At 70.3% G+C, this 22828-nt stretch carries 17 protein-coding genes and 1 pseudogene; 8 read left to right on the plus strand and 10 right to left on the minus strand.

All coding sequences use genetic code 11. The features are described from left to right. Positions 1 to 22 precede the first annotated feature (22 nt). Positions 23 to 3001, plus strand: a complete 2979-nt coding sequence (locus ABZX02_RS16550; protein ID WP_355298922.1) for a DEAD/DEAH box helicase — start codon at positions 23 to 25, stop codon at positions 2999 to 3001. Continuing rightward, positions 2994 to 3839, plus strand: a complete 846-nt coding sequence (locus tag ABZX02_RS16555; protein WP_355298924.1) for an SWIM zinc finger family protein — start codon at positions 2994 to 2996, stop codon at positions 3837 to 3839. Before ABZX02_RS16550 ends, ABZX02_RS16555 begins: the two co-directional genes overlap by 8 nt. A gap of 9 nt (positions 3840 to 3848) precedes the next feature. On the opposite strand, the gene ABZX02_RS16560 is transcribed toward ABZX02_RS16555, so the two are convergent. The 4 genes from ABZX02_RS16560 to ABZX02_RS16575 form a co-directional block, all read right to left on the minus strand. Further along, positions 3849 to 6032: an esterase-like activity of phytase family protein gene (locus tag ABZX02_RS16560; RefSeq protein WP_355298926.1), complete on the minus strand. Its 2184-nt coding sequence runs from the start codon at positions 6030 to 6032 to the stop codon at positions 3849 to 3851. A 761-nt stretch (positions 6033 to 6793) separates the two neighbouring features. Then, complete coding sequence (locus ABZX02_RS16565) at positions 6794 to 7066, minus strand: GlsB/YeaQ/YmgE family stress response membrane protein (RefSeq protein WP_355298928.1); 273 nt, start codon at positions 7064 to 7066, stop codon at positions 6794 to 6796. A 62-nt stretch (positions 7067 to 7128) separates the two neighbouring features. After that, positions 7129 to 7611, minus strand: a complete 483-nt coding sequence (locus ABZX02_RS16570; protein WP_355298929.1) for a hypothetical protein — start codon at positions 7609 to 7611, stop codon at positions 7129 to 7131. Positions 7612 to 7707: 96 nt separating this feature from the next. Further along, a complete protein-coding gene (locus ABZX02_RS16575; RefSeq protein ID WP_355298931.1) occupies positions 7708 to 8757 on the minus strand; it encodes a DUF2786 domain-containing protein in 1050 nt (349 codons plus the stop codon). 62 nt (positions 8758 to 8819) lie between these two features. Between ABZX02_RS16575 and folP the strand changes: the two genes are divergently transcribed. Genes folP through ABZX02_RS16590 form a run of 3 tightly spaced genes read left to right on the plus strand, consistent with a single transcriptional unit; the run spans position 8820 to position 10930 of the window. Further along, entirely contained in the window at positions 8820 to 9644 is an 825-nt protein-coding gene (folP, locus tag ABZX02_RS16580) for a dihydropteroate synthase (protein ID WP_355298933.1), read from the plus strand. Positions 9645 to 9658: 14 nt separating this feature from the next. Continuing rightward, positions 9659 to 10597, plus strand: coding sequence for a hypothetical protein (locus ABZX02_RS16585; RefSeq protein WP_355298935.1), 939 nt, complete (start codon positions 9659 to 9661; stop codon positions 10595 to 10597). Between the two features lie 48 nt (positions 10598 to 10645). After that, a complete protein-coding gene (locus ABZX02_RS16590) occupies positions 10646 to 10930 on the plus strand; it encodes a hypothetical protein (RefSeq protein ID WP_355298936.1) in 285 nt (94 codons plus the stop codon). Here the strand turns inward: ABZX02_RS16590 and ABZX02_RS16595 are convergent. Continuing rightward, positions 10887 to 11939: a cytochrome P450 gene (locus ABZX02_RS16595; protein WP_355298938.1), complete on the minus strand. Its 1053-nt coding sequence runs from the start codon at positions 11937 to 11939 to the stop codon at positions 10887 to 10889. The genes ABZX02_RS16590 and ABZX02_RS16595 overlap by 44 nt on opposite strands. A gap of 84 nt (positions 11940 to 12023) precedes the next feature. Between ABZX02_RS16595 and ABZX02_RS16600 the strand changes: the two genes are divergently transcribed. The 3 genes from ABZX02_RS16600 to ABZX02_RS16610 are packed head-to-tail and all read left to right on the plus strand — an operon-like array spanning position 12024 to position 15349. Beyond that, on the plus strand, positions 12024 to 14306 hold the full coding sequence (locus ABZX02_RS16600; protein WP_355298939.1) for a LuxR C-terminal-related transcriptional regulator: 2283 nt from the start codon (positions 12024 to 12026) through the stop codon (positions 14304 to 14306). A 30-nt stretch (positions 14307 to 14336) separates the two neighbouring features. Next, positions 14337 to 14837 (plus strand): hypothetical protein, encoded by a 501-nt coding sequence (locus ABZX02_RS16605; protein WP_355298940.1) that lies wholly within the window; start codon positions 14337 to 14339, stop codon positions 14835 to 14837. Next, positions 14834 to 15349, plus strand: a complete 516-nt coding sequence (locus tag ABZX02_RS16610; protein WP_355298942.1) for a hypothetical protein — start codon at positions 14834 to 14836, stop codon at positions 15347 to 15349. The genes ABZX02_RS16605 and ABZX02_RS16610 overlap by 4 nt, the downstream gene beginning before the upstream one ends. Here the strand turns inward: ABZX02_RS16610 and ABZX02_RS16615 are convergent. The 5 genes and pseudogenes from ABZX02_RS16615 to ABZX02_RS16635 form a co-directional block, all read right to left on the minus strand. Then, a complete protein-coding gene (locus ABZX02_RS16615; RefSeq protein ID WP_355298944.1) occupies positions 15333 to 19106 on the minus strand; it encodes an SbcC/MukB-like Walker B domain-containing protein in 3774 nt (1257 codons plus the stop codon). The two genes, ABZX02_RS16610 and ABZX02_RS16615, sit on opposite strands and share 17 nt — an antisense overlap. Then, a complete protein-coding gene (locus ABZX02_RS16620) occupies positions 19099 to 20175 on the minus strand; it encodes a TIGR02678 family protein (protein ID WP_355298946.1) in 1077 nt (358 codons plus the stop codon). The genes ABZX02_RS16615 and ABZX02_RS16620 overlap by 8 nt, the downstream gene beginning before the upstream one ends. Next, positions 20172 to 21572 carry a TIGR02677 family protein gene (locus ABZX02_RS16625; protein WP_355298948.1) on the minus strand — a complete coding sequence of 467 codons (1401 nt, stop codon included), beginning with the start codon at positions 21570 to 21572 and terminating at the stop codon, positions 20172 to 20174. The genes ABZX02_RS16620 and ABZX02_RS16625 overlap by 4 nt, the downstream gene beginning before the upstream one ends. Positions 21573 to 21628: 56 nt before the next feature. Continuing rightward, a complete protein-coding gene (locus ABZX02_RS16630) occupies positions 21629 to 22519 on the minus strand; it encodes a DUF6346 domain-containing protein (protein WP_355298949.1) in 891 nt (296 codons plus the stop codon). Beyond that, positions 22516 to 22779: pseudogene (locus ABZX02_RS16635) on the minus strand (hypothetical protein); the annotation flags it as partial. The gene ABZX02_RS16630 and the pseudogene ABZX02_RS16635, both read right to left, overlap by 4 nt. Positions 22780 to 22828 lie beyond the last annotated feature (49 nt).

The following is a 22828-nucleotide window of genomic DNA, read 5'->3' on the forward strand; positions in this document are numbered from 1 at the left end:
TGTGAGCACATAGGGTTCAAAGGTGCTCGTACTGCATGGCCTGTGCACGACCGACGGCGTCCTCGCGCTGTGGGCCGAGGATTCAGGGCTGCCCGCACGCAGCGAGAGCACGCGTAGGGACGCACCGCACCCCTTCGCGGCGTCGGCCGAGTCGCTCGCCGTCGCGCTCGGTCAGGAACCGGGCAAAACGACCACGCGGCAGCTGTTGCTGCCGTCCTTCGCGGCGGGGCCGATGGCGTCTCCGGAACTGGTGCGCGACCCGCTGACGGCGGGACGGGCGCCGCGCGGCAAGGTGCAGCTGAGGCAGTGGGGTGTGCCCACGGTCCGCCTCGCCGGCGTCCCGGAACTCGGTGCCGAGGTGCGGCTGAGTGACTCCGCCCGGTTCGCGTTCGACGTCTTCGGGTTCGCGACCGACCTGGTCGACCGCGGCCGCGTGCTGCCGTCGGTCGCGCCGGACCGGCCCGTCGCGCGCTGGGTGCCGGTGCTCGCGGGGACGGACTCGGCGCGGTTCGCGGCGCTGCAGGCCGCGATGCCGCCCGCCTGCCGGTGCGAGCAGATCGTCGCCGACCCCGCGGAACTCGTGCGCGCCGCGCTGACGACCGCCGTCGACGAGCAGGTGCGGAGCAGGCTGGCCGGCACCGCGCTCGCCCCCAAACGACGTGGCCGGGCGACCACGGCGGAGTCGTGGCTCGACGCGCTCACCGGCGAGCCCGCCTTCGACGCCGACCCCGTCGAGCTCTACGAACTGCGTGAGCACCTGGACCGCTGGCGCGACAGCGCGGGCAGCGAGAGCCCGGTCCGCACCTGCTTCCGGCTGCGGTCGCCGGAACAGCGCGCGGACGACGAGTGGGCCGTCGAGTTCCTGCTGCAGGCCGTCGACGAACCGAGCGTGCTCGTGCCCGCGCAGCAGGTCTGGTTCGCGGACGACGGCGTCCTGCGGCGCTGGATCCCGGCGCCGCAGGAGCACCTGCTCGCCGATCTCGGCCGCGCGAGCAAGCTGCACCCCGACCTGGACGAGGCGTTGCGCGGCCAGCACCCCTCCGAACTGGAGGTGGGCGCGGAGGGCGCCTACCGGTTCCTGACCGCGGCGCCCGTGCTGGCGCAGGCGGGGTTCGGCGTGCTGCTGCCCTCGTGGTGGCAGCAGACGACGAGGCTCGGCCTGAAGCTCACGACGAAGAGCCGCGGCACCGCGGGCACCGTCGCCAAGGAGAGCGAGATCGGCCTCAAGTCCATCGTGGACTACAAGTGGGAGCTCGCCCTGGGCGAGGACACGCTGACCGACGCGGAGCTCGCCGAGCTGGCCAGGGCGAAGGTGCCGCTGGTCAAGGTGCGCGGCCAGTGGGTGCAGGTCGACCAGAAGCGGCTGGCGGCGGGGCTCGCGTTCCTGAAGCGCGGCGGCGGACAGATGACCGCGGCCGAGGTCATGCTCCACAGTGGACTCACCGAGGAGGACGAGAGCCTCCCTCTCCCGCTGATGTCCGTCGAGGCCGACGGCTGGCTCGGCGACCTGTTGTCCGGGCGGGCGGACGAGCAGCTCGAACCCGTGGAGCCGCCGGAGACCTTCACCGCCCAGTTGCGCCCGTACCAGCAGCGCGGACTGGCGTGGCTCGCGTTCCTCGACCGGATCGGGCTCGGCGGGTGCCTGGCCGACGACATGGGCCTCGGCAAGACCGTGCAACTGCTCGCACTGGAAGCGTTGAACCGCGCGCACGGCAAGAGGCCGCCGACGTTGCTGATCTGCCCGATGTCGGTGGTCGGCAACTGGCAGCGCGAGGCGGCCCGGTTCACGCCGGAACTCTCGGTGCACGTGCACCACGGCGCCGATCGCCTGGACGGCGACGCGTTGCGCGAGGCCGTGGAGAGCAACGACCTCGTGCTCACGACGTACGCGCTCGCCGCGCGCGACGCCGACGCGTTGAGCGACCTCACGTTCGACCGCGTGGTGCTCGACGAGGCGCAGAACATCAAGAACAGCGCGACCCGCCAGTCCCAGGCCGTGCGCCGGATCCAGGCGCGCCACCGCGTCGCGCTGACCGGCACGCCCGTGGAGAACCGGCTCGCCGAGCTCTGGTCGATCATGGACTTCGCCAACCCCGGCGTGCTCGGCACGATCAACACGTTCCGCGCCCGCTTCGCCGTCCCGGTCGAGCGCCACAACGACCAGGACGCCGCCGCGCGCCTGCGCAAGATCACGAACCCGTTCGTGCTGCGCCGCGTGAAGACGGACCCGCGCATCATCAGCGACCTGCCCGACAAGGTCGAGATGCGTCAGCTCTGCAACCTCACCACCGAGCAGGCCTCGCTCTACCAGGCCGTCGTCGACGACATGCTGCAGAAGATCGAGGAGGCGGACGAGGGCATCGAGCGCAGGGGACTCGTGCTCGCGACCATGTCGAAGCTCAAGCAGGTCTGCAACCACCCCGCCCACTTCCTCGGCGACGGCTCCCGCGTCGCCGGCCGCTCCGGCAAGCTCGCGCGCCTCGAGGAGGTGCTCGAAGAAGTGCTCGCCGAGGGCGACAAGGCATTGTGCTTCACGCAGTTCACCGAGTTCGGCAGCATGCTCGTGCCGTACTTGGCCGCGCGCTTCGACACCGAGGTGATGTTCCTGCACGGCGGCACGAACAAGGCGTCCCGCGACCGCATGGTCGAGCGCTTCCAGGACGCCAAGGGCCCGTCGCTGTTCCTGTTGTCGCTCAAGGCGGGCGGCACCGGCCTCAACCTCACCGCCGCGAACCACGTGATCCACCTGGACCGCTGGTGGAACCCCGCGGTCGAGGACCAGGCGACCGACCGGGCGTTCCGGATCGGCCAGCGCCGCAACGTGCAGGTGCGCAAGTTCGTCTGCATCGGCACGCTGGAGGAGCGCATCGACGCCATGATCGAGGAGAAGCGCGCCCTGGCCCAGCTGGTGGTCGGCGCCGGCGAGAACTGGCTCACCGAGCTGTCCACCGCGCAGCTGCGGGAGCTGCTGACGCTGTCCGGGGAGGCCGTCGGTGAGTGAGCACTGGTCCGGAGAACGCCCGACCGGCGAACGCCAGTCCCGCTACGGCAAGACCATCAAGGTGGACAACGGGATCAAGGCGAAGAGCAAGCGCGGCGACATCGGCGCCACCTGGTGGTCGCGCCGGTTCATCGAGGTGCTGGAGTCGTTCGGCATGGGCGGGCGCCTGACCCGCGGCCGCAACTACGCGCGCCAGGGCCAGGTCCTGTCGTTGTCGCTGTCCACGAGCATGGTGATCGCACTGGTGCAGGGCTCGCGCCCCACGCCGTACAAGACGCGGATCGCCATCAAGTCCTTCACCGGCCAGGAGTGGCAGCGCATCGAGCACGCCCTGGCCGGCAAGGCCCTGTACGCGGCGAAGCTGCTCGCCGGCGAGATGCCGCAGGACATCGAGGAGCTGTTCGCTTCCCTCGGGCTGCGGCTCTTCCCCGCGACGCAGCGCGAGATGACGATGGACTGCAGCTGCCCTGACTGGGAGGTGCCGTGCAAGCACCTCGCCGCCACCTGCTACCTGCTCGCCGAGTCGTTCGACAACGACCCGTTCGAGATCCTCGCCTGGCGCGGCCGCGGCCGCGAGGACCTGCTCGACCGCCTCCGCACCCTGCGCGGCACGACGCGCGCGGCGGTGACCCGCGAGGAGGCACCGCCGCTCACGAAGAGCCTGGACACGTTCTGGCAGAGGCAGACCACGTCGAGCCTGTCCTTCGGCGACCCGACGGCCGCGGTGCGCGCCGACGCGGTGCTCGACCAGCTCGACGGCGTGCCGATCACCGTGGGCCGGTCCTCGCTCGCCGACCTGCTGCGCCCGGCCTACCTGTCCCTGCCACCCGAGGCCTAGCCCGCTCCGTCAGTGGACCCAGCCGAGGCGCAGGAACACCGACTCGCCCGGAGCGTCGTCCAGCCCGTCGTTGTCCACGACACCGACCAGCCGCTGCAACGGCCACGTTCCGACCACGGCGAGGCCCTCGGGCTTGTCGTGCGTGGCGGCACCGTCGGCCCGCAGCGCCGGCAGCAGGTCCTGGGCGAGCCTCTTGGAGACCACGGGCTTCTCGACGCCCGCGGGCACCGGCGTGAGGCCACCGAGGTCGACGCGGAAGACCTTCGTCGTCCTGGCCGCGTCACCGCGCTGGTTGTCGCGCTCGAGCACCAGCACCGTCCGGTCGTTCAGCGCGGTGATCTCCGACAGCCCGATCCACGCACCGGCCTGGGCGGCGTCGAGCGGGTAGGCGGCGAACGCCCACTCACCGGTCGCCGGCGTGTAGCGGGCCAGCGTGGCCTGGCCGGGCTCGTCGGCCTTCCACTCACGCTGCACGGCGAGCCACACCTGCTCGGACCGTCCCGCGCCGACCACCGTCACCCCCTCGAACCCGTTGCCGGTGGCCGTCTTCGCGACCGCCTCGGGCAGCGGGATCTCCCTGGTGACGGCGCCGTCCGCCGCGACCTCGAGCAAGAGGTTCGGCTTCTGCTTGCCGTCGCCCTCCACCGCGACCCAGTACCCGCTCCGGCGCGCGGCGATGCCCTCACCGTCGTACCCGACGGGCTTGCCGTCCTTGGTCAGCGTCACCTCCTTGCGCACCTTCGCCGGCGCGGCGACGGTGTCGATCGTCAGGATCCTGGTGGGCGTGTAGGCGGCGTCCGTCACGGCGACGACGTCACGGGCGTTCCCCGGGATGCCGGAAAGCCCGGACAGGGCACCGAAACCGATGCCGTCCGACACGATCGACGGCGTCCCCTGGTTGTGCGCCAGGGACACCGCCAGCGGCGTGCGCGTCAGCCGGTACCCGCTGAGCGACGACCGGATGCCGTCCTCGGCCGAGTCCTCTTCCGCAGACACCACGAGCGTCCCGGTCGCGGGGATCGGCAACAGTCCCTCAGGCCCGACCCCGGTGGGCAACGCCTGCAGGAACCGCGGCCGGCGCGGGTTGCTCACGTCGTAGACGGCGACGAGGTTGGCGCGCTCCATGCCGACGAACGCGTACCGGTCCCGCCCGAACTGCGCGACCGCCAGGCCCTCCGGCTCGACGCCCTTGTTGTCCGACCGCCCGTCCGGGTACTGCCCCTGCCGCACGGCGATCTGCTGCAGCTCGTTGCCCGACGAGAACACGACCTCGCCGGACTCGGCGTCGAAGACGGTCCACGTCCGCGAGCCACCGAGGTAGTCGCCCTCGTCGGCGGTGCCGAGCGTCCGGTCGTCCAACCAGGCCACCGCGTCGGGCTCGCGCGCCGCGGTGATGGTGTCAGTCGGTTCGAACCTCCCGTCGTCCTTCGTGTCCGTCTTCGCGACCGTGGCGGTACCGGCCGAGAAGTGCCGCACGACCCGTCCCGACCGCAGGTCGACGACCGCGATGTGGTTGTTCTCCTGCAACGTCACCGCGACCTGGTTCCGGCCGTTGACGCTGACGTACTCCGGCTCCGGGTCACCCGGCGCGACCTGGGCGAGCCCGGTCAGCTCGACCCGGCGCAACTGCCACGCCGCAGGCTCGCGGCCGACCAGGTCGACGATCGTCAGGAACCCCGCGGGCGCCTGCGGGATCGCACCGCCGTTCACGTCCTCGTCCCGCTCGTTCTCGATCGCGATGGCCGCGTACCGGCCGTCCTTCGAGATGTCGATCGAGTCCGGCTGCCCACCGAGATCGTGCGTGGCCACGACCCGCCGCGCCCCGAGGTCCACGACCACCAGCACCCCGGAAGGCGAGGTGTACGACGCGGACGTGTTGACCGCGACGAGCGCCAGGCCACCGACGATGTCGACCGACGTCGGCTCACCGGGCATCGCCAGCACACCGTCCTGCACGAGCCGCTGCCCCGCCCGCGCGAACCCGATCCGCCTGCCGGGCGAGTCGGTGTAGACGACCAGCTTGCCGTCCGAGGTGGCCGCCGCGATCTCGGCGGCCGTGTGCTCGGCGGCAGAGCTGTTGCGGAACACCGGCATCGTGTCGAACCGCTGGAACCGCGACGGCGCCGCCGCCTCGGCGGGGGCGGCCGAGACGAGCAACACCAAGGCCACCAGGCCTGTGCACAACCGGACCACTGGTCCTCCTCAACCCTCGGAGGCGCGCATTGTGGCCGCCCCAGGGGTCTGGAGGATGAACGGTCGCTGATCAGCCGGTGTGCTTCGGGTGCCGGCTGGGCTGTGGTGGTTGGAGGTGGGTGGGGAGTCGGTTGGTGGGTGGGGGAGTTGGTTGGTAGGTGGGAATCGGCTGGTAGGTGGAATCGGCTGGTGGGTGGGAAATCGGTTGGTGGGGTGAGGAATCGGCTGGCGGTCGGCGGATGGTGGACAGGTTGGTGGTTGTGGACAGGTTGGTGGATGGGTGATCTGTCGGTGGAGGCAGACAGGCGGGCAGGGCGTTGTCGGTGGGCACGGTGGTTGGCCCGGCGGCCGGGTGGGTGATGCACGGTGGCCGGGTGGGTGGTGCAGGGGTGGCGTTCTCGGGGTGCGGGACGCTCGCCGGTACCGGCAAGCGCCGACCTGCGGACGGGTGCGGCGGTTGCCGAGTCGCTGCGGCGAGACGTCTCGCGGGGAGAACGCCTGGCACGCGTGCGACTCTCGGATGAAAGGCGAGCACCCGGCCTCAGGCCGGCGGACCCGTTGGGAGCGCTGGGGTCTCGACGCGTTCGTGCGCGAGACGGCAGCGCTGCTCGGGTCGGCCGGAGGCCTCACGTGAGTCGCTGGACCCGTTGGGTGCCTGGCGGTCCGGGCGCGGTGGTTGGTGGGCGCGCGGAGGGCCGACGGCTCGGGTGCGGCGAGCGAGCGGGTGTGGGTGGGCGCGTCGGGCCGCCCTGGCCCGTGTGTCAGTGGTGGACCTTCTGCCTGGAGCGGTTGGCCAGCAGGGTCACGCCGGCGCCGGCGAGGCCTACCTGGAGGGCCAGTTCGATCCAGTCGATTCCCGGGGTGTCGGCGACGCCCAGGACCGTGGCCGCCGCAGTGCCCAGCAGGGCGGCGACGATGCCCACGAAGACCGTCGCGAGCAGCGACACGTGTTGCCTGCCCGGGACGACCAGGCGGCCGAGGCCGCCGATGATCGCTCCGAAGAGCAGTGCGGTGAACAAGCCGCCGATCTCCACTGTGTACCCCCTGGGCTCTGGTGCCTGTCACTCCAGAGTCCGCCGGGCGCGGGGCGGACGAATCAGGTCTTTCCCTGAGCGGCCCCTGAGTTTCCCCCTAGCAGGACCGCGGCCGTCGCGGAGAGCTCGCGGCCCGGTACGTCCGGGTCGCAGCCCACTCTCGCCAGCCGGGCGCGGATGGCCGTGGGGGAGCGTTCCATGGTGTCGGCCAGGGTCCTGATCAGCTTCGGCGAGTCGGTCTCCGGTGAGGTGAGCCACTCGGTGCGCAGCTCCGTGTCGAGGGCCTCGGTCCAGGGCTGGTTGGCGTTCGCGTGGCGGGACGGCCGGCTGCGCAGCCGCGTGTGGGCGCCCAGGACGCGGGCGAGCAGCTTGCCGATCGTCACGCCGCCCTCGACCGGCAGGCGGAGGCGGCCGTCCGCGACGACCTCGCCCGAGTCGAGCGAGCCGAGCAGGTCGAGCACGAGGGACTCGTCGGAGTCGGTCGTCGCGCTCAGCCGGTAGTTGACCTCGCCGAGCTTGATCTCGTTGTGGAAGGTGGTTGTCATGGGGGCGACGTTAGGGAGGGGGTCTGACGGTTTTTCCGGGGTGGGACCCCGGGAGGGCTTCTTGGGACCGGGAGTTCACCCGAAGGGGTGGAGGGGTCAGCCCGACGTCACCGAGTTGCGGCCCGTGCCGATGTCCGCGACGTCCGCCGCCGCCCGCCCCGCGCCCCACCCGGCGGCCGACCGCACCGTCACGCGGGACGTGCGCGTCCGCGTGAACATCTCCTCGAACAGCGTGTCCACGGCCTTCTTGCGGTCCGCGAGCACCGGCAGCAACCGCTCGTCCGCGGCGAGCGGTTCGGGCGCCGCGGCCGCCTCCAGCCGTTCGCCGATCCGGGACGCGTAGGCCACCAGGAACGACTTCCGGAACGGCCGCGAGCGCGCCTCGCTGCCCTTGCCGGCCTTTCCGCCCACGGCCACCATCGCCCGTGTCGCCTGCACGAGCAGAGAGGTCGACAGCAGCTCCACGCTCTCCAGGTCGACCTCGTCGCCGACCAGCGCGACGAACCCGAACCCGTCGTACGCCACCGCCCGCGACCGGAACGCCCCCGACACCACGTGCACGAGCTGCGACTTCTCCTTGAAGTAGCTCTTGTCGAGCCACATCCGCCGCGACGTCGCCAGCGCCGGCAGGTCCGCGTCGAGCATCGCTCGCTCCAGCGCGTGCCGGTTCATCAGCTCCTGCGCCTTGGCCGACAGCGCCTCGGCCTCCTCCGGGAACGCCGTCGACTCGGCCTTCGCGAGCAGCCCGCGCACCCGGTTGAGCACCTTCGGGTCCAGTCCCGCGCGCACGGCCGACATCAGCACGTCGCCCGGCAACGGCAGGATCTGCGGCAACGACGGCAACCTCCCGAGGAACTTCAACAGCTCCGAGGCCGTGCGTTCGGCGTACGAGAGCGTCTCGATGTGCCGCGTCGCCCACGCCTCCAGCAGCGGTCCCTCCCACCACACCGAGGCGCCGATCTCGTCCAGCTGGCTCTGCCAGCGCGGGTGCACGGTCGCCGCCGCATGCGGCGAACAGGACAAAGCGATCACGTCCACCACGAGAGAGGTGGCCGACTCGTCGAGTTCACGCGACACGATCTCGCGCACGTCGTACGGCAGCCAGCCGCGCTGCCACAGCGCGTCGACCGCTTTCACCAGTTCCACGCCACGCAGTATGAGACGTCCGCCATGTGCAAAGGTCGGGGACCACCTGGTAGACACGGGATGTGATCGAGCTCCAGTTCCGCGGCCGGACCGTCGTCCGAGAGCACGCGCTGGTGATGGCGATCATCAACCGCACCCCGGACTCGTTCTACGACAGGGGCGCCACCTACGCCGAGGACGTGGCCATGGAGGCCGTGCACCGCGTCGTGGACGAGGGCGCGGACATCGTGGACATCGGCGGGGTGAAGGCCGGGCCGGGTGACCTGGTCGACTCTGGTGAGGAGGTCCGTCGCGTCGTGCCGTTCATCGCACGCGTGCGCGACGCCTACCCGGACCTGATCATCAGCAGCGACACGTGGCGCGCGGACGTCGGCAGGCTCGTCTGCGAGGCCGGCGCCGACCTGCTCAACGACACGTGGGCGGGGGCCGACCCGCAGCTGGCCGAGGTCGCCGCCGAGTACGGCGCCGGCTACGTCTGCTCCCACACGGGCGGCGCGGTGCCCCGCACCCGTCCGCACCGGGTGAGCTACCCGAACCTCGTCTCCGACGTCATCGCGGAGACGACGACACGTGCCGAGAGGGTGGTCTCGCTCGGTGTGCCACGCAAGAGCGTGCTGATCGACCCCACACACGACTTCGGCAAGAACACATGGCACAGCCTCGCGCTGGTGCGGCACACGGACGCGTTGGTGGCGACCGGGTGGCCGGTGCTGATGGCGCTGTCCAACAAGGACTTCGTCGGGGAGACCCTCGGCGTGGAACTGCACGAGCGCGTCGAGGGCACCCTCGTCGCGACGGCGATCGCGGCGTTGGCGGGCGCCGCGGTCTTTCGCGCGCACGAAGTGGCGCGCACCAGACGAGTACTCGAGTCCGTCGCTCGACTTTGAGCTGGAGGTAACAGGTGGACGACGTCTTCGCCCGGTTCTCGGACGACCGGTGGGACGACTTCCTCGACGAACTCGACAAGATCCGCGTGAGCGTGGTGGATCCCGCGGAACGGCAGCAGGTGAAGGCGACCGCACGGCGCGATGCGCGGGAGGTGGCCACGCAGCCGTTGCTCGTGCGGATGGCCATCGCGAGCCACTACCTGAACCTGCTCGCCATCGGCGTGTGGGCGGGTGACGAGAGCTGGCGCACCGATCTGCGCGACCTGGTCGTCTCTCTCGTGCCCGAGGACGACGAGGCGCGTGACGACGCACTGCTGAGCTCGGTCATCGCCGTGGTGCTCGCACAGCTCTTGCAGGACGCACGCCTACGTGGCGGCTCCGAGGCCGATGTCATCGCACGGTCGGCGTGGGACAAGGCCCAGGAGTGGGCGGCCTACGCGGAGGACCGCCACGTGGAACGGCTGTTGCAGCACTCCACGGAGGCTGGTGCGCGCGTCGTGACGACCTCGGAGGTGCAGGAGGTCGTCGAGCTCGCGACGGCCGCAGCGGACGACCAGCACGCCGAGACGATCGCCGCGCTGGAGGCGGAGGGTCTCTCCGCGGAGTTCATGGCCGGCGTGTGGGTGGTGGAGGGCGAGTTCCGCAACCCCGTGCGCGCCGCTGCGCGCGCGATCACGCTCACGGGCCATGGCTGCGTCCTCGCGCGCAATGTGCGTCAATCCGCCGTGATGCTGTGGCACGAGAACACGCTCGCCATGGCCGACTCGAAGGTGCCGCGCTGGCGCGTCTACCCGATCCTGGCCCCCGTCACGCCGCAATCGAAGTTTTCCGGCGGTGAAGGCCTGCCGTTCACCCGCGAGACACACCCGTTGGCACCCGCTCCGGAAGTCGTGCGCCGGTTGGCGGACGCCGTTGGTGTCAACCTGTCCCATCTGCTGGCTGCATTGCGGTGAAAGGGTGATCTTTGCCTTTCCGCTACCTCGACTCGTTATCTTGGTGTCATGCCCAGATTTGCCGAGTTCGATGTGGAAGGCCTGCGGAAATCCAGCGCCGTAGCGGACTTTCCCTGGTCAGAGACGTGGGTCACGTTGATCCGCGTTGACGCCAAGGGAGTTGTCCGGCAAGCCAACTCGTTGACGGAGAAAGTTTCTTTGCTGACCGTTGCGTCGGACAAGGACCTCGTCATCGCCTCCTGTCCCGAGATTTACGCGGTCGACGACCTGTCGGCCGCCCGTGCCGCCGTCAGGGCTTCGGTCGCACGCGAAATGATCCCAAGCCTCGGATGAACGACTCCCTCCACTCGGGCTCAGCGGCGAGCGCGAGTTCCGGGAATCGCCCCAGGAGGGTTCCGAACGCGATCTCACCCTCGATGCGGGCCAGCCGCGCCCCCACGCAGTAGTGGATGCCGTGACCGAACGCGACGTGCGGGTCTCGACCCAGCTGCAACACGTCCGCGTCCGGGTACCGGGACGGATCCCGGTTCGCCGCCCCTAGTGAGACGGTGACCTGCGAAGATCGCGGAATCGTGACCCCTCCGATCTCCACGTCGGACGTGGCGACGCGACCCACCCCCACGGCGAGCGGCCCGTCGAAGCGCAGGAACTCCTCGACGGCCTCCGGGATCAGGATCGGATCGTCGGCCAGCTGCCGCCTCAGGGCGGGGTCGCGCAGCAGGGCGAGCAGGCCGTTGCCGATGAGCTGCACGGTCGTCTCGTGCCCCGCTGTGATGAGCAACACGAGGTTCATCAGCAGGTTCGGTTCGTCGCGGAGCTCGGTGATGACGTCGTCACCGGGCTCCTTGGTGGCCAGCAGGCGCTCGACGTAGGCGGCGAAGCGGCCGAAGGCCTCGGCCATCGTCTCGGGTTCGACCATCTCTCCGGAGAGCCTCCGAACCTCGTCTCTGTCCTCTTTGGGCACTCCCAGGAGTTCACAGATGACGGTGATCGGCAGGGGATAGGCGAACGTCTCGATGACGTCCACCTCCTCCGCGTCCTCCCACGCGTCGAGGAGTTCGTCGGTGATCTCCTGGATGCGCGGGCGGAGGGCCTCCATCCGGCGCGAGGAGAACGCACGCGCGATGGGCTTGCGCTGGTGCGTGTGCTCCGGTGGGTCCGTGTGGTTCAGCATGCCGCCGGGGATGAGGGCGCTGCTGAGCCCTGGGTGGTCGAGAGCCGCGACGACGTCGTCGTAGCGGCTGATCATCCACGACTTCTGGCCGTCCGGGGTCTCGACCAGGGCGGGGCCCTGCGCACGCCACTCGTGGAAGTACGGGGTCGGGTCGGTGAAGAAGCTCATGCCCCCATGGTGGTGTTCGTGCAGCTCAGAGGCATGAGTAGGCGATCACCCATCTTGATCGCGGGGATCCCCTAGCCTGGCGTCATGGGGTGGCCGTTCGTGGGGAGGGACGCCGAACTGACCGCGGTCCGGCGCGCAGTGCGAGGCGCGGGGCTGATCGTGGCGGGCCCTGCCGGCGTGGGCAAGACACGGCTGTTGGACGAGGTCGACTGCGACGTCCGGCTGCGCGCCACGGCAGCGATGGCGGAAATTCCACTCGGGGTGATGGCGCCCTTCTTGCCGTCGACGAACCCTTCGCCGTTGGCGATGCTGAACGCCGCACGGGCCGTGTTGCGCGGTCGGGTCGTGGTCGTCGACGACGTTCATCTGCTCGATGACGCGTCAGCGGGACTGCTGCACCAGCTGGTGCAGCACCGCGAAGCCGTCGTCGTGGCCACGCTGCGATCGGGTGAACGCGCACCCGAACCGGTGGTGGCGCTGTGGAAGGACGAGCTGCTGCCGCGCATCGAACTCGAGCCGCTCGGCCGTGCGGCGGTGGTCGAGGTGCTGGAGACGGTGCTCGGCGGTGTGCTGGACAGCGTGACGGCCGATCGGCTGTGGACAGCGTCCGCCGGCAACATGTTGCTGCTGCGAGAGATGCACTTCGCCGCGCAATGGGTGTCGCACGGCGGTGTGTGGTCATTGGACGGTCCGCTGCCGTTGTCGCCGCGACTGGTCGAGTTGATCGAGGCGCACCTCGCCGCCGTGCCCGCCGAGGAACGCCGTGTGCTCGAGCTGCTCGCGTTCGGCGAACCGCTGGACCTGGCTGCATCTGAGGCGTTGGACGGCCTCGTGACCGTGACCGACGACGGACTGAGGCTCGCGCATCCGTTGTACGGCGAAGTCCTGCGCGCGCAGTGCCCTCCTCTGCGCAAGCGCAACCATCAGCGGTATCTGGCTTCCGTGCTCGACGACCCATTGCGCGTAGCGGTGTTGCGTCTGGACAGCGGTACGGCGGACGACCCCGCGTTGTTGCTGAAGGCCGCGCACATCGCCGGCTCGACCGGGGGAGTCGTGCTGGCGGAACGGCTCGCACGGGCGGCGTGGTCCATCGGTGGCGGTGTCGAAGCGGCGCGGCAACTGGCGTTCGTGCTGCTCTTCACGGACCGGGCCGAGGAGGCCGAGGAGGTGTTCGCTTCGGTCGCGTCCGACGACGACCCGATCGAGGTCACCACCATGCGCGCGATGAACCTCGGCTGGGCGCTGGGGCGCACGAGCGAGGCCGCGGCCATGCACGTGATGCCGGCCGCCCAGGCCATCATGCTGTACTTCGACGGGCAGTACGACGAAGCCCGTGCGCTGCTCTCGCACGACGACCCGGGCGAGGCGGCGATCCTCGCGATGATCGACGTCGTGCAAGGCCGGTACACGGGCCCGTTCCCGGTCATCCCGCCGCACCCCGGCGTCGGTCCGGGGGCCGAGATGACCGCGTTCTCCGAGGTGTTCGTGCACTCCATGCACGGCGATCTGGCGCGTGCGGAACGTCTCGCCGTGCAAGCACACAGCGAAAAAGCCGAGTGGGACTCCATGAGGGCGATCTGGGCCGTGTCGTGTGCGGGCCTCGCACGGGCGGGTGGCAGGCTGCTGGAAGCTCGCCGCCTGCTGCGGGAGGCACGGCCCGCCCAGCCGTTCGTCAAAACGATCGAACTCGCCCACGTCGAGGCGTTGCTGGGCAACGACGCCCGTGCGTTGCTGGCCGAGGCAGAAGCTCTGGCGCCGCAGGGCATGCGTCCCTATCGCATCGGTCTGTGGCAGGCGCGGATCTGGGCGGGCGGGGCGTCGCCGTTCGACGCGGCCGAAGAGGCTCGAGCGCACTCCGAACTCGCGGCCGAGGCGCTGTTGCTGCACGAAGCGGTGCGGCTCGGTCACGCCGCCCAAGCCGTCGAACGGCTGCGGGAGCTCGCGGCCACGACGACCGGGCTGCTCGTCCCGGTGTTCGCGGCTCACGCGGAGGCGCTGGTGCGCAACGACTCCACAGCGCTGCAGGAGGTCGCGGCGAGTTTCGAGGCAGCCGGATTCCTTCTGTACGCCGCGGAGGCCGCAGCCGCGTCGGGCAACCGTGCACTGGCCGGAAGGTTGATCGGTTTGTGCGAGGGCGCGCGCACGCCCGCGCTGGCACAAATCGCTCTGGAACCACTCACGTGCCGCGAGAGAGAAGTCGCCGTGCTGGCCGCACGAGGCCTGACCAACAAGGAGATCGCCGAGTCACTGGTGATCTCCGTGCGGACTGTGGACAACCATCTGTCCAACACGTACTCGAAGCTCGGCATCACGACCAGGGGCGAGCTCGCGTTGGTCTTTACGGATGACCTGGGCGGCCGGGGATAACGTCCGTACGGGACCGGACGACATCCCGGCATGGGCAACGGTTACGCGGCCGTCCACGTGGAGACCGCCGGGCTCGAACGCAGGCTCGTCGAGGTCGCCGTCGTGCACCTCGACGGGACGGGTCGCCGCACCGACGAGTGGTGCACGCTGGTGAACCCGCGCCGCGAACTGGGAGAACTGCCCGGCATCGACGCGGCGGACGTGCACCGGGCGCCGGACTTCGCCGGTGTCGCGGGCGAGCTGGCCGCGCGCCTGTCCGGACGGGTGCTCGTCGCCCACGACCTGCCGTTCGCCCTGCGGTCGCTGGCGGCCGAGTTCCACGGGCTCGGTTACGAGCTGCCGGAGAGCTCCGGGATGAGCACGCGGGACCTCGCTCCCGCGGCGGCGGGGACGGCGTTGCAGGCGGCACGAGCGTCCGCCCGTGCTCTGGTGCGGTGCCTGGACCGGGCCCGTCAGCTGGAACCGGTGCGGCTCGCGGTGCCGCGAACCGTTCGAACGTATGCCGTGCAACGCAGCGGAGGTGTGCGATGAGTGACGACATCAGGCGCGTGGCCGGGCTGATCGGCGAGCGCAACCGGATCGACGTCGCGTTGTCGGCGTGCATCCGCAGGCCGGCGACGCCGGGGCACCTCGGTGACTGGATCGCGGCGCGGATCTTCGGCATCGCGCTGGAGCCGCACGCCAACAATGCCGTCGACGGGTGGCTCGCCGACGGCCGGACCGTGAACGTCAGGTGGTACCCGAAGCGGGAGAGCATCCTCGACCTGCACGAGGACGGTCCCGAGGTCTACCTGGTGTTGACGGGTCCGAAGTCGGCCGCGGCGAGTTCGGTCGGAACGTCGCGACCGCTGGTCATCGAAGCCGTGTACCTGTTCGACGCCGCCAAGCTCAAGGTCGATCTGCAAGGCCGCCGGATCGGTACCGCGACCAGCGTGCGAGCCGAGCTGTGGGAGGCCGCGGAGGTCTATCCGCGGCCCAGCGCGGCGTTCCCGCTCACCGAAGACCAACGAGAGTTGTTGGCGTTGTTCAGTCATCAGCCGTGAGGCTGTGTCCGTCCCATGTGAAGCGCACGGTCGTGACGGCGTCGTCTCCGTCCGTGCCGGTCGTGAGCTGGTGGATGGCGATGCCGGTCAGCTCGCGGTAGTCGCACCACTCGTGGTCCGACGTGAGCACCAGGTCCAGGTCGAAGTCGACCAGCAGCTCCAGGAGTTGGCCGCGGTTGGTGGCGTCGACGCCCACGAAGACCTCGTCCAGCAGGATGAGCCGTGGTGCGGTCGGTGTGGCGTGGTAGTGCGCGGCCGCCGCGGCGAAGAGCGGCAGGTGCAGCACGATCGCCTTCTCGCCGCCGGACAACGCGCCGTGCACGCGTTTGGTGACCGGCACCCAGCCTTCGCCTCGGTCCACCTTCACGACGAACTGGTGCCACGTCGTGTAGTCGAGCACCTGGGCGAGTTGTTGTTCCCAGCCCGTTGCGGAGTCATGGGCCCGTGCCTCTTCCACGCGCTCGCGGAAGAACTGGTGCAGCAACGCGCGCTCGTCGTCGTTGAGGTCTGAGCGCAGCAGGAGGTCGCGTGCCTCTCGGGTGCCCGGCGGGAGTTGCGGGTCCACCTGCCAGTCGAGCTGCACGCGGATGCCCGACGCGGTCTGCACGCGTTCGAGGCGCTCGTTCATGATCTCGACGAGCTCGGCCGCGCCCTGGATGCGCTGGGCGATGTGCCTGCGGGTGTCGCCGGTCAGGGTCTGGTCGAAGAGGTCGCGCTCGCCGTCCGTGATGTGCGTGCGCACGCGGTCGCGTTCTGCCTGAAGCGTCTGCAACAGGGCGTGTGCGCCCATGCGCGCGCCGTCGAGCGTTGCGGTCAGCACGGTGACCTCGTCGTCGGGGTCTAGCGACAGGTGGATGCGGCCCGCGAGTCGTTGCTGCGCCTCGTGGACGGCGGCGCCGAGGCGGGACTCGGAGTCGCGGATCAGGCGCGGGTCCACCGGGCCGTCGGGCACCTCGCCGGCGTCCGCGGGCAGGTGGCCGCTGGTCAGGTGGCGGTAGCGCGCTTCGGCTGCCTCGTGCACGATCTTGGCTTCTGCGGCGCGTGCGGTGTCGCCGCGGCGCTTCTCCTCCAACGTGCCGAGTGTGCGCGCTAGGCCCGTTTGCTTGTCCTGCAGCAGCTCGCGTTCCTCGGCCAGGGCGAGTGCCTTGGCGCGCAACGAGATGAGCTGCTGGTCCAGGGCGTGGAACTCGGAGCCCGCGGCACGCTCGACCGTCTCCAGCGTGACGGCCAGGTCGGCGGCCTCCTGCTGACGTGCGGCCGTGGTCTCCTCGGCCTCGTCGGCCAGCGCGCTGCTCGTCGAGGCGCGACTGACGGCCTCCGCCGCGAGCGCCTCGGCCGAAGCCGCGTCGTGGCGGTCGTCCAGCCAGCGGTGGGCCGCCGTGCCGAACGTCGTCAGCGCGTCCGCGTCCGGGACCTCGGCCGGGGCGGGGTGCCGGGCGACCTCGGCCTCGGTCTCGGCGACCCGCAGGTTCGCGGCCGCGACGGCGTCCTTGCGCGCCGCGCACCGCAGCTGCGCCTTCGTGCGCTGCTCCTCGGCGACCTCGATCGGATCGGTCGAGGGCTGGCGGGCCAGTTCGCCCGCCAGCGTCGCGCGGCGCACCGAGATCTGGTTCAGCGCCGCGTCCACCCCGGACAGGTCGGTGGCCAACTGCTCGATCAGACCGGTCAGCTCCGCGATCCGGCCCGCACGGGCGCGCTTGCGGGCGTCCGCGCCGATGTAGGTCGGGAAGTCTTTAGTCCACTGGCCGTGCGCGTTGGCGAGGCGCCACGTGCCGTCCGCGCCGATCGCGATGGCGTGCCCGGTCGCCGTGTCGCCGAACGCCACGCCCTCCAGGAACCGGCGGCAGCGCTCGTCGTCCGTGAGGAGCACTTCCAGCAGCGTGTAGCCGGGAGCAGGAGGCGCCAGGGACGGCTCCACGAACCGATCCCGCTCCGTCACGCCGTAGGAGTTCTCCGGCGTGAGCCACGCGTCGAGCAGTCCTGACGCCTCCAGCGCCGCCTCGACCGCGCCACGCACAGACTGTGGCGTCTCGGGCCGGAAGTCGACCAAACGCCACAGAGGGGCCCCTCCGGCGTGCAAGCGGTAGTCGCCGTCACGCGTGTACGGCGCAGGCGGCGGTACGTCGACCTGGTTGGCGAGCTTCTCGCGGATGGCCCGGTACTGCGAAAGCTGACCGTCCAACGCCGCGCGCGTCTCGTGCAGGCGTGCCTCGATGCGGCTGAACTCCTCGCGGGACATCGCTGCGGCCTCGACGACCTCACCGTGTTCGGCGACGTTCAGCTCGGAACAGCCGTGCGCCCACGTGTCGAAGTCCGCGCGGAACTTCGCGGACGCTTGCTTGAACGCCTGCTCCGTGACGGATTCCGCGTCCGTGGCGACGTCGAGCTCGTCACGGGTCTCTTCAAGCCGTTGGCGTGCGGCGTTCCGTGCGTCGAGCGCTCTCTCGTGCGCGGTGACGGCACGCACGATCTCGTTGATCTCGATGGACCGGGTCTGGATGGCGGCGGTGAGCAGCTGACGGCTCGAGCGGGCGTCGGTACCCGACTCGATCTCCTCGAACACCGACCGCATGCCCGCCTGCTCCGCGGTCTCCCGTGCGATGACCGCGGAACGACGCAGCTCATCGGCGCGTGCGGCCGCATCGGCCTTCGCTTGGCCCGCCAGTTCGTCGTCGGCGGCCGCGCGCGCACGCAGCTTCACGGCGTGTGCGGAGGCCTCGGAGGCACGCAGGGTCGCGGCGGAAAGCTGCTGCCGCAACAGGTCGAGCTGCTTGCCCTCCTGGTAGGCGGGCAGGTCGGAGATGCCGGAGATCTCCGCGTCGACCGCGCTCGCCTCCCGCCCCAGGGCCGCGAGCTGGTCGAACGCCTCGTCGGTGAGCGTGATCTGACGCTCGAAGCGCCGGTCGCTCATCCGCGCGGCCCTGGTCAGCTCGTCGAGCTGCTCGGTCGCGGTCTCCAACGCCCACGACGCCGCGCCGAGCACGCGCTGGGCGTAGCCGCGCTGCACGTCCGCGAGCCGTTCCGCGGTGGTGATCTCCTCGTCGAGCCGACGCAGGTCCTCGCGCTGCCGGTCGAGCCGTTCGAACCCCTCGGCGATCTCGGTCAGGTCGGACTGGTCCAGCGGCGGGAGCGCCTTGGACAGCAACGACGACAGCACGCTCGGGTCGAGCCGCTCGGACAGCTTGGGCGTGCGCAGCTGCAGCAACGCCGTGATGAGCGAGTCGTACCGTTGCTCGCTCACGCCGGGGAACAACGTCGTCCGCACCGTGTTGCGGTAATCGGCCGGTGAGGTGTGCACGACGCCGTGGTCGCCTATCGCCGCCGTGAGGTCGGTCGTGGTCAGCGGGCGCCCGGCCTCGTTGACCAGCGCCAGGTCACCGATCCGCAGCGACGTCGTGAAGTACGTGGCGGAGACGTTCGAGGTGTTCGTGGTGGCCTGGAGCCGCGCACCGCACGTGAACCACTCTTCGCCGTGCTGGAACTCCAGCCACACGTACCCCACACGCGTGCTGCCCTGGTTTCCCTCGCCCATGAGGTTCCAGTGCATCGTGCGGTCCGCACTGCCGAACGTCGACAGGCGGTGCGGACGCAGGTTCGCGTCGAACAGGTACGGCAGCAGCAGCTCGAGCGCTTTCGACTTGCCCGTGCCGTTGGGGCCTCTGAGCAGCAGTCTGCCCTGGTAGAACGAGAAGATCTCGTCGTAGTAGCGCCAGACGTTGATGATGCCGGCGCGGCTGGGTTGCCACCGGTCAGTCATGCAGCTCCTCGACCGCGTACCGGGCTGCGGCGGGCAGCCTGTGAACGGTGCCGTTCTCCGTGCGGGCGAGACCGAACGCCTCCAGCAGTTCGAGCCCGTCCGCCGCGAGTCTGCCCGCCCCGCCGTCCGACTGGTAGGCCTTGGCCCAGGTGCGGAACTTCGTGAGCAGCTCGCGTGCCTCCTCGGCCAGGTCCTCGGTCGTCGCCGGACCCAGCGCCAGCCGGTCGAGCAGCAACAACGCGGCGACCTTCGCGTGGTTGTCGTCGTCCGGGAACCTCGTGTCCGTGGCGATCGCGTCGGCGTCGACCACGAGGTAGCCCTCGGCGCGTTCCTCCAGCGTGCAGCCGGCGAGCCGGATGCCCGTCTGGACGACCTTGCGCCCCGAGGGGGACGTCAGGAAGGAGAGCTGGCTCGCGGTCAGGTCCTCCTTGTAGAGCACCGGGTCGTCGATGAGCCGGCGCATCACCGAGTGCCGCTGCCACAGGCTGCGGTGGGCGTTGTCGTAGCGGGTCTCGCGGGTGAGGTCCGCGATCGTGTCCACTGTGGAGGGCGGCACCGGCGCGGCGAGCAGGCGCGTGATGAGAGTCGGGTCCGCGCGGACGTGCTCACCGGCCTCCACAGCGCCGTGCTCCTCGAGGAACGTGAGAACGTCGTTGAACGCGTTGCGATCGCCACGGCGCGAGGGGTCGAACGGCGTGAGGCCGTCCTCTGTGGCGGCTTGCTTCGTGCGGGTCGTCAGCTCGTCAAGCGTCATCACGGGCGTGGTCAGCAGTTCCGCGCACACGAGGCACAGCAGCGTGTAGCGCCTGCGGTCGAACGCCGGACGCGAGCTATCAGGCCGTTGCGTGACTTTGAACAGACGCGCGTATCCGGCCCGTGGCTCGACGACCACTCGCCAGCCGCAGTAGTAGTCGAACCACTTCGTGATCGGCTCACGGCGCCGTCTGATGAGGTCGAACCCGTCGTGGTCCAACGTCGCCGTGATCAACGGACGCGCGAGCAGCAGACGAACGCCACGCGCCACTTCTTCGCTTTCCAGCCGTGCGAGCTGGTTCCCCGTGCGGCTCATCGGCTCTGCACGTCGATCACGTAGTCAGGCCCGCTCAAAGTGCCCTTCTGGGTGGTCATCGTCGCCCAGCCGCGGGCGTTGCGGAGGTTGATCTGCATCCGTCCGTCGCTCGTGCCGGCCGTGCGCGTGCCGGTGCTGTCCGGATCGCTGCCGAGCGCCCGCCCGACCAGGTCGATCAGCCGGTGGAAGGTGTCGTGGTCGAGGTTGGTGAGCGTGGAGATCCGGATCGCGCCGTCGGTCTGGATCAACGACCAGGCGTGCTCGAGCTCCGCGCGTTCCTTCTCGGCCTGGATCCGGCGGTTGCGCCGCACCTCGTCGACGTTGCGCACCTTGCCCGTGCTGCCGATGTGCTCCTGCTTGCCGGTAGCGCGCAGCTGCGGCGACACGGGCACCGGCGGCGTGTTGTGCCAGGCCTCGGCGGTCGGCAACAGCTCACCGTCGGCGTGCGCGAGGTGCGCGTGCCGCGCGGACCACAACCCGAACGCGGCGTTGAACAACTCGTGCGCCTCGTCCTCGGTCTCGGTCCGCGCGAACCACTTCGCGAGCGCCCGGAAGTCGGCGGCGGTGTTCGTGGGCTTCTTGCGCTGCTCGCTGATCCGGTCGAGCACCCGCAGCAACTGCACGATCGCCTTGCGCGACACGTCCTGCAGCTCCTCGACGCGCGGCGGGTTGTCCGCGAACCAGGCCCTCAGGTCGTTCCAGCGCTCTTTCCGCTGCTGCACCCAGTACTCGGGGACGAGCCCGGCCCCTTTGCGCGCGCGTTCGTGCAGCTCGGCGGCGTCGATGGCGGTGACGGCCTCGCGGATCTTCTGCTTGCGCGCGTCGAGGTCCGCGACGAACTCACGCAGGTGGGTGACGGTCGTGCGCTTGACGTCCTGGAAGGTGGCGAGGTCGGTCTCGTCGTCCCGCAGGATGCGCTGCAGGTCGGCGTTGAAGCGCGTGGTGCCGACCTTGAAGGCGTCGAAGTGGGCTTCGAGCTCGGTGAGCGCGGTGAAGGCGCGGCGTTCGTCGAGCGGCGTCCGCAGTTCGTCGAGGTGGCCGGCGATGGCGTCCAGGACGGCGGTCTGCAACGCGCCGGTGGTGCCGAGCGTGTGGGTGGCGTTCTGCAGGCCGGCGCACGCGGCCTCGCCCGCCTTGGTGAGGCCGTAGCGGTGCTGGGTCGCGTCGAGCAGGCCCCACCCACGCAGCGCAGTGAGGGAAGCCTGCAGCTCGTCGTCGGTCACCTGCTCGGACCAGCCGACTGCCCTGAGTCGTTGCTGCACGTCATCGGGGGTGAGGACGGTCTGCAGGCGCTCGTTCGCCACTCCGAACACGCGCATCACTGCAGTGTGCAGGTCTGCTTGGTCGGTGGTGGTGAAGCGGAACAGGTCCGCGGGCACCCGTGGAAACGTCGTCACCTGTGCCACCGTAGCTGGTCGCTATGGGGCTTTCGGGTGACAGGGCGGGCACTCGGTCACCTGACGGGGAGGAAGGGCGCCGGCACGTCGGGGCGCTCCAGATCCCGAACTCTCGCCAGGTCGTACGTCGGCTTGATCAGCAAGGCCACGCCGGCCGCCAGCAAGAGGACGAACAACGCCTTGGCGAACCTGTGCTCGTAGGGCTGGTCGACGGCCTCCCACCTCGCACCGGTGGCGGTCACTGGCTTCGGAACACCGACGTCCGCCGGCGTGAACTGCGAGTGGCTCATCACCTGGGTGAGCCTTTGACCGGTCTCCGCCGTGATGTCGACATCGCAGCGCCACTGGGCGCCCAGATAACGCCAATCCCGGTCGCACGAGGTCGCCACACCGATGCCTTCTGCCCGTCGCGGCCAGGTGTCGGCGCGGGCGGTGATCAGCAAGCCGTGGACGAAGTAGGCGGCGAGGAAGGCGAGCACACCCGCGCCGACGTACCAACGGGCCTGGGCGCGCAGGCGCCGCACCTCGTGCTTGACGGCTGGTCGGTTCGCGAGGCTGTTCTGCCACAGCACACCGGCGCCCACGAGGCCGAGTGCGACCAGGGAGACCGCACCCACAGCGGGCCACGGTGCGGGGTTCGAGGACGCGCGGGCGGGGGCGAAGTGGTGCGGGGCGAGGCGTTGCATGGGGACGGAGGTGTCGGCGGGGGTCAGCAGGGAGGAGTCGCTGGTGTAGCGGTGGCGCACACCTTGATCGGTGACGATCGCGGTGCAACTCCAACGGGTGCCGAGGAGGAGCCAGTTGCGCTCGCAGCGGATGTCGTCGGCTTGGGCGACGGGACTGCCCTTGGAGCCGTGGTCTTCCCAGAAGAGCATGAGGAACGCCGCGCCGTACGCGCACAGGCCGAGCCAGACGACGGCGAGCCAGCGTTGGTGATGCCCTTTCACGGGACCGGCTTCTGGTCGCGGAACAGGCGGAAGGTGACGAACAGCGCGATCGCGGGCAGTCCCAGGAGGCACAGCATGTACGCGACCTTGTTCGGCTCCCTTCGTTCGGCGAGCGCCCATGTCGGGCTCGCCTGGGACGACCTTCCGGATCGCACGAGGTTGTTGGTCATCGGGACCTGCTTGCCGACGTCCGCGGGGGTGAGACCGGAGTTCTTGCTGCTGTAGCGATAACGCTTGCCGTCATCGGCCACGATCGTGGCGTCGCAATGCGGGCGTGTTGCTCTTCGACGGGTTGTGTGCCGTGGCCAC

The organism is Lentzea sp. NPDC003310, assembly GCF_040610935.1.
Classification (GTDB): Bacteria; Actinomycetota; Actinomycetes; order Mycobacteriales; family Pseudonocardiaceae; genus Lentzea.

What these genes read in the sequence shown, in the direction of transcription:
- ABZX02_RS16570 (WP_355298929.1), bottom strand. Translation starts at nt 7,611, where the DNA reads ATGACAACCACCTTCCACAACGAGATCAAGCTCGGCGAGGTCAACTAC.
- ABZX02_RS16590 (WP_355298936.1), top strand. Translation starts at nt 10,646, where the DNA reads ATGCCCAGATTTGCCGAGTTCGATGTGGAAGGCCTGCGGAAATCCAGC.
- ABZX02_RS16595 (WP_355298938.1), bottom strand. Translation starts at nt 11,939, where the DNA reads ATGAGCTTCTTCACCGACCCGACCCCGTACTTCCACGAGTGGCGTGCG.
- ABZX02_RS16600 (WP_355298939.1), top strand. Translation starts at nt 12,024, where the DNA reads ATGGGGTGGCCGTTCGTGGGGAGGGACGCCGAACTGACCGCGGTCCGG.
- ABZX02_RS16605 (WP_355298940.1), top strand. Translation starts at nt 14,337, where the DNA reads ATGGGCAACGGTTACGCGGCCGTCCACGTGGAGACCGCCGGGCTCGAA.
- ABZX02_RS16610 (WP_355298942.1), top strand. Translation starts at nt 14,834, where the DNA reads ATGAGTGACGACATCAGGCGCGTGGCCGGGCTGATCGGCGAGCGCAAC.
- ABZX02_RS16615 (WP_355298944.1), bottom strand. Translation starts at nt 19,106, where the DNA reads ATGACTGACCGGTGGCAACCCAGCCGCGCCGGCATCATCAACGTCTGG.
- ABZX02_RS16620 (WP_355298946.1), bottom strand. Translation starts at nt 20,175, where the DNA reads ATGAGCCGCACGGGGAACCAGCTCGCACGGCTGGAAAGCGAAGAAGTG.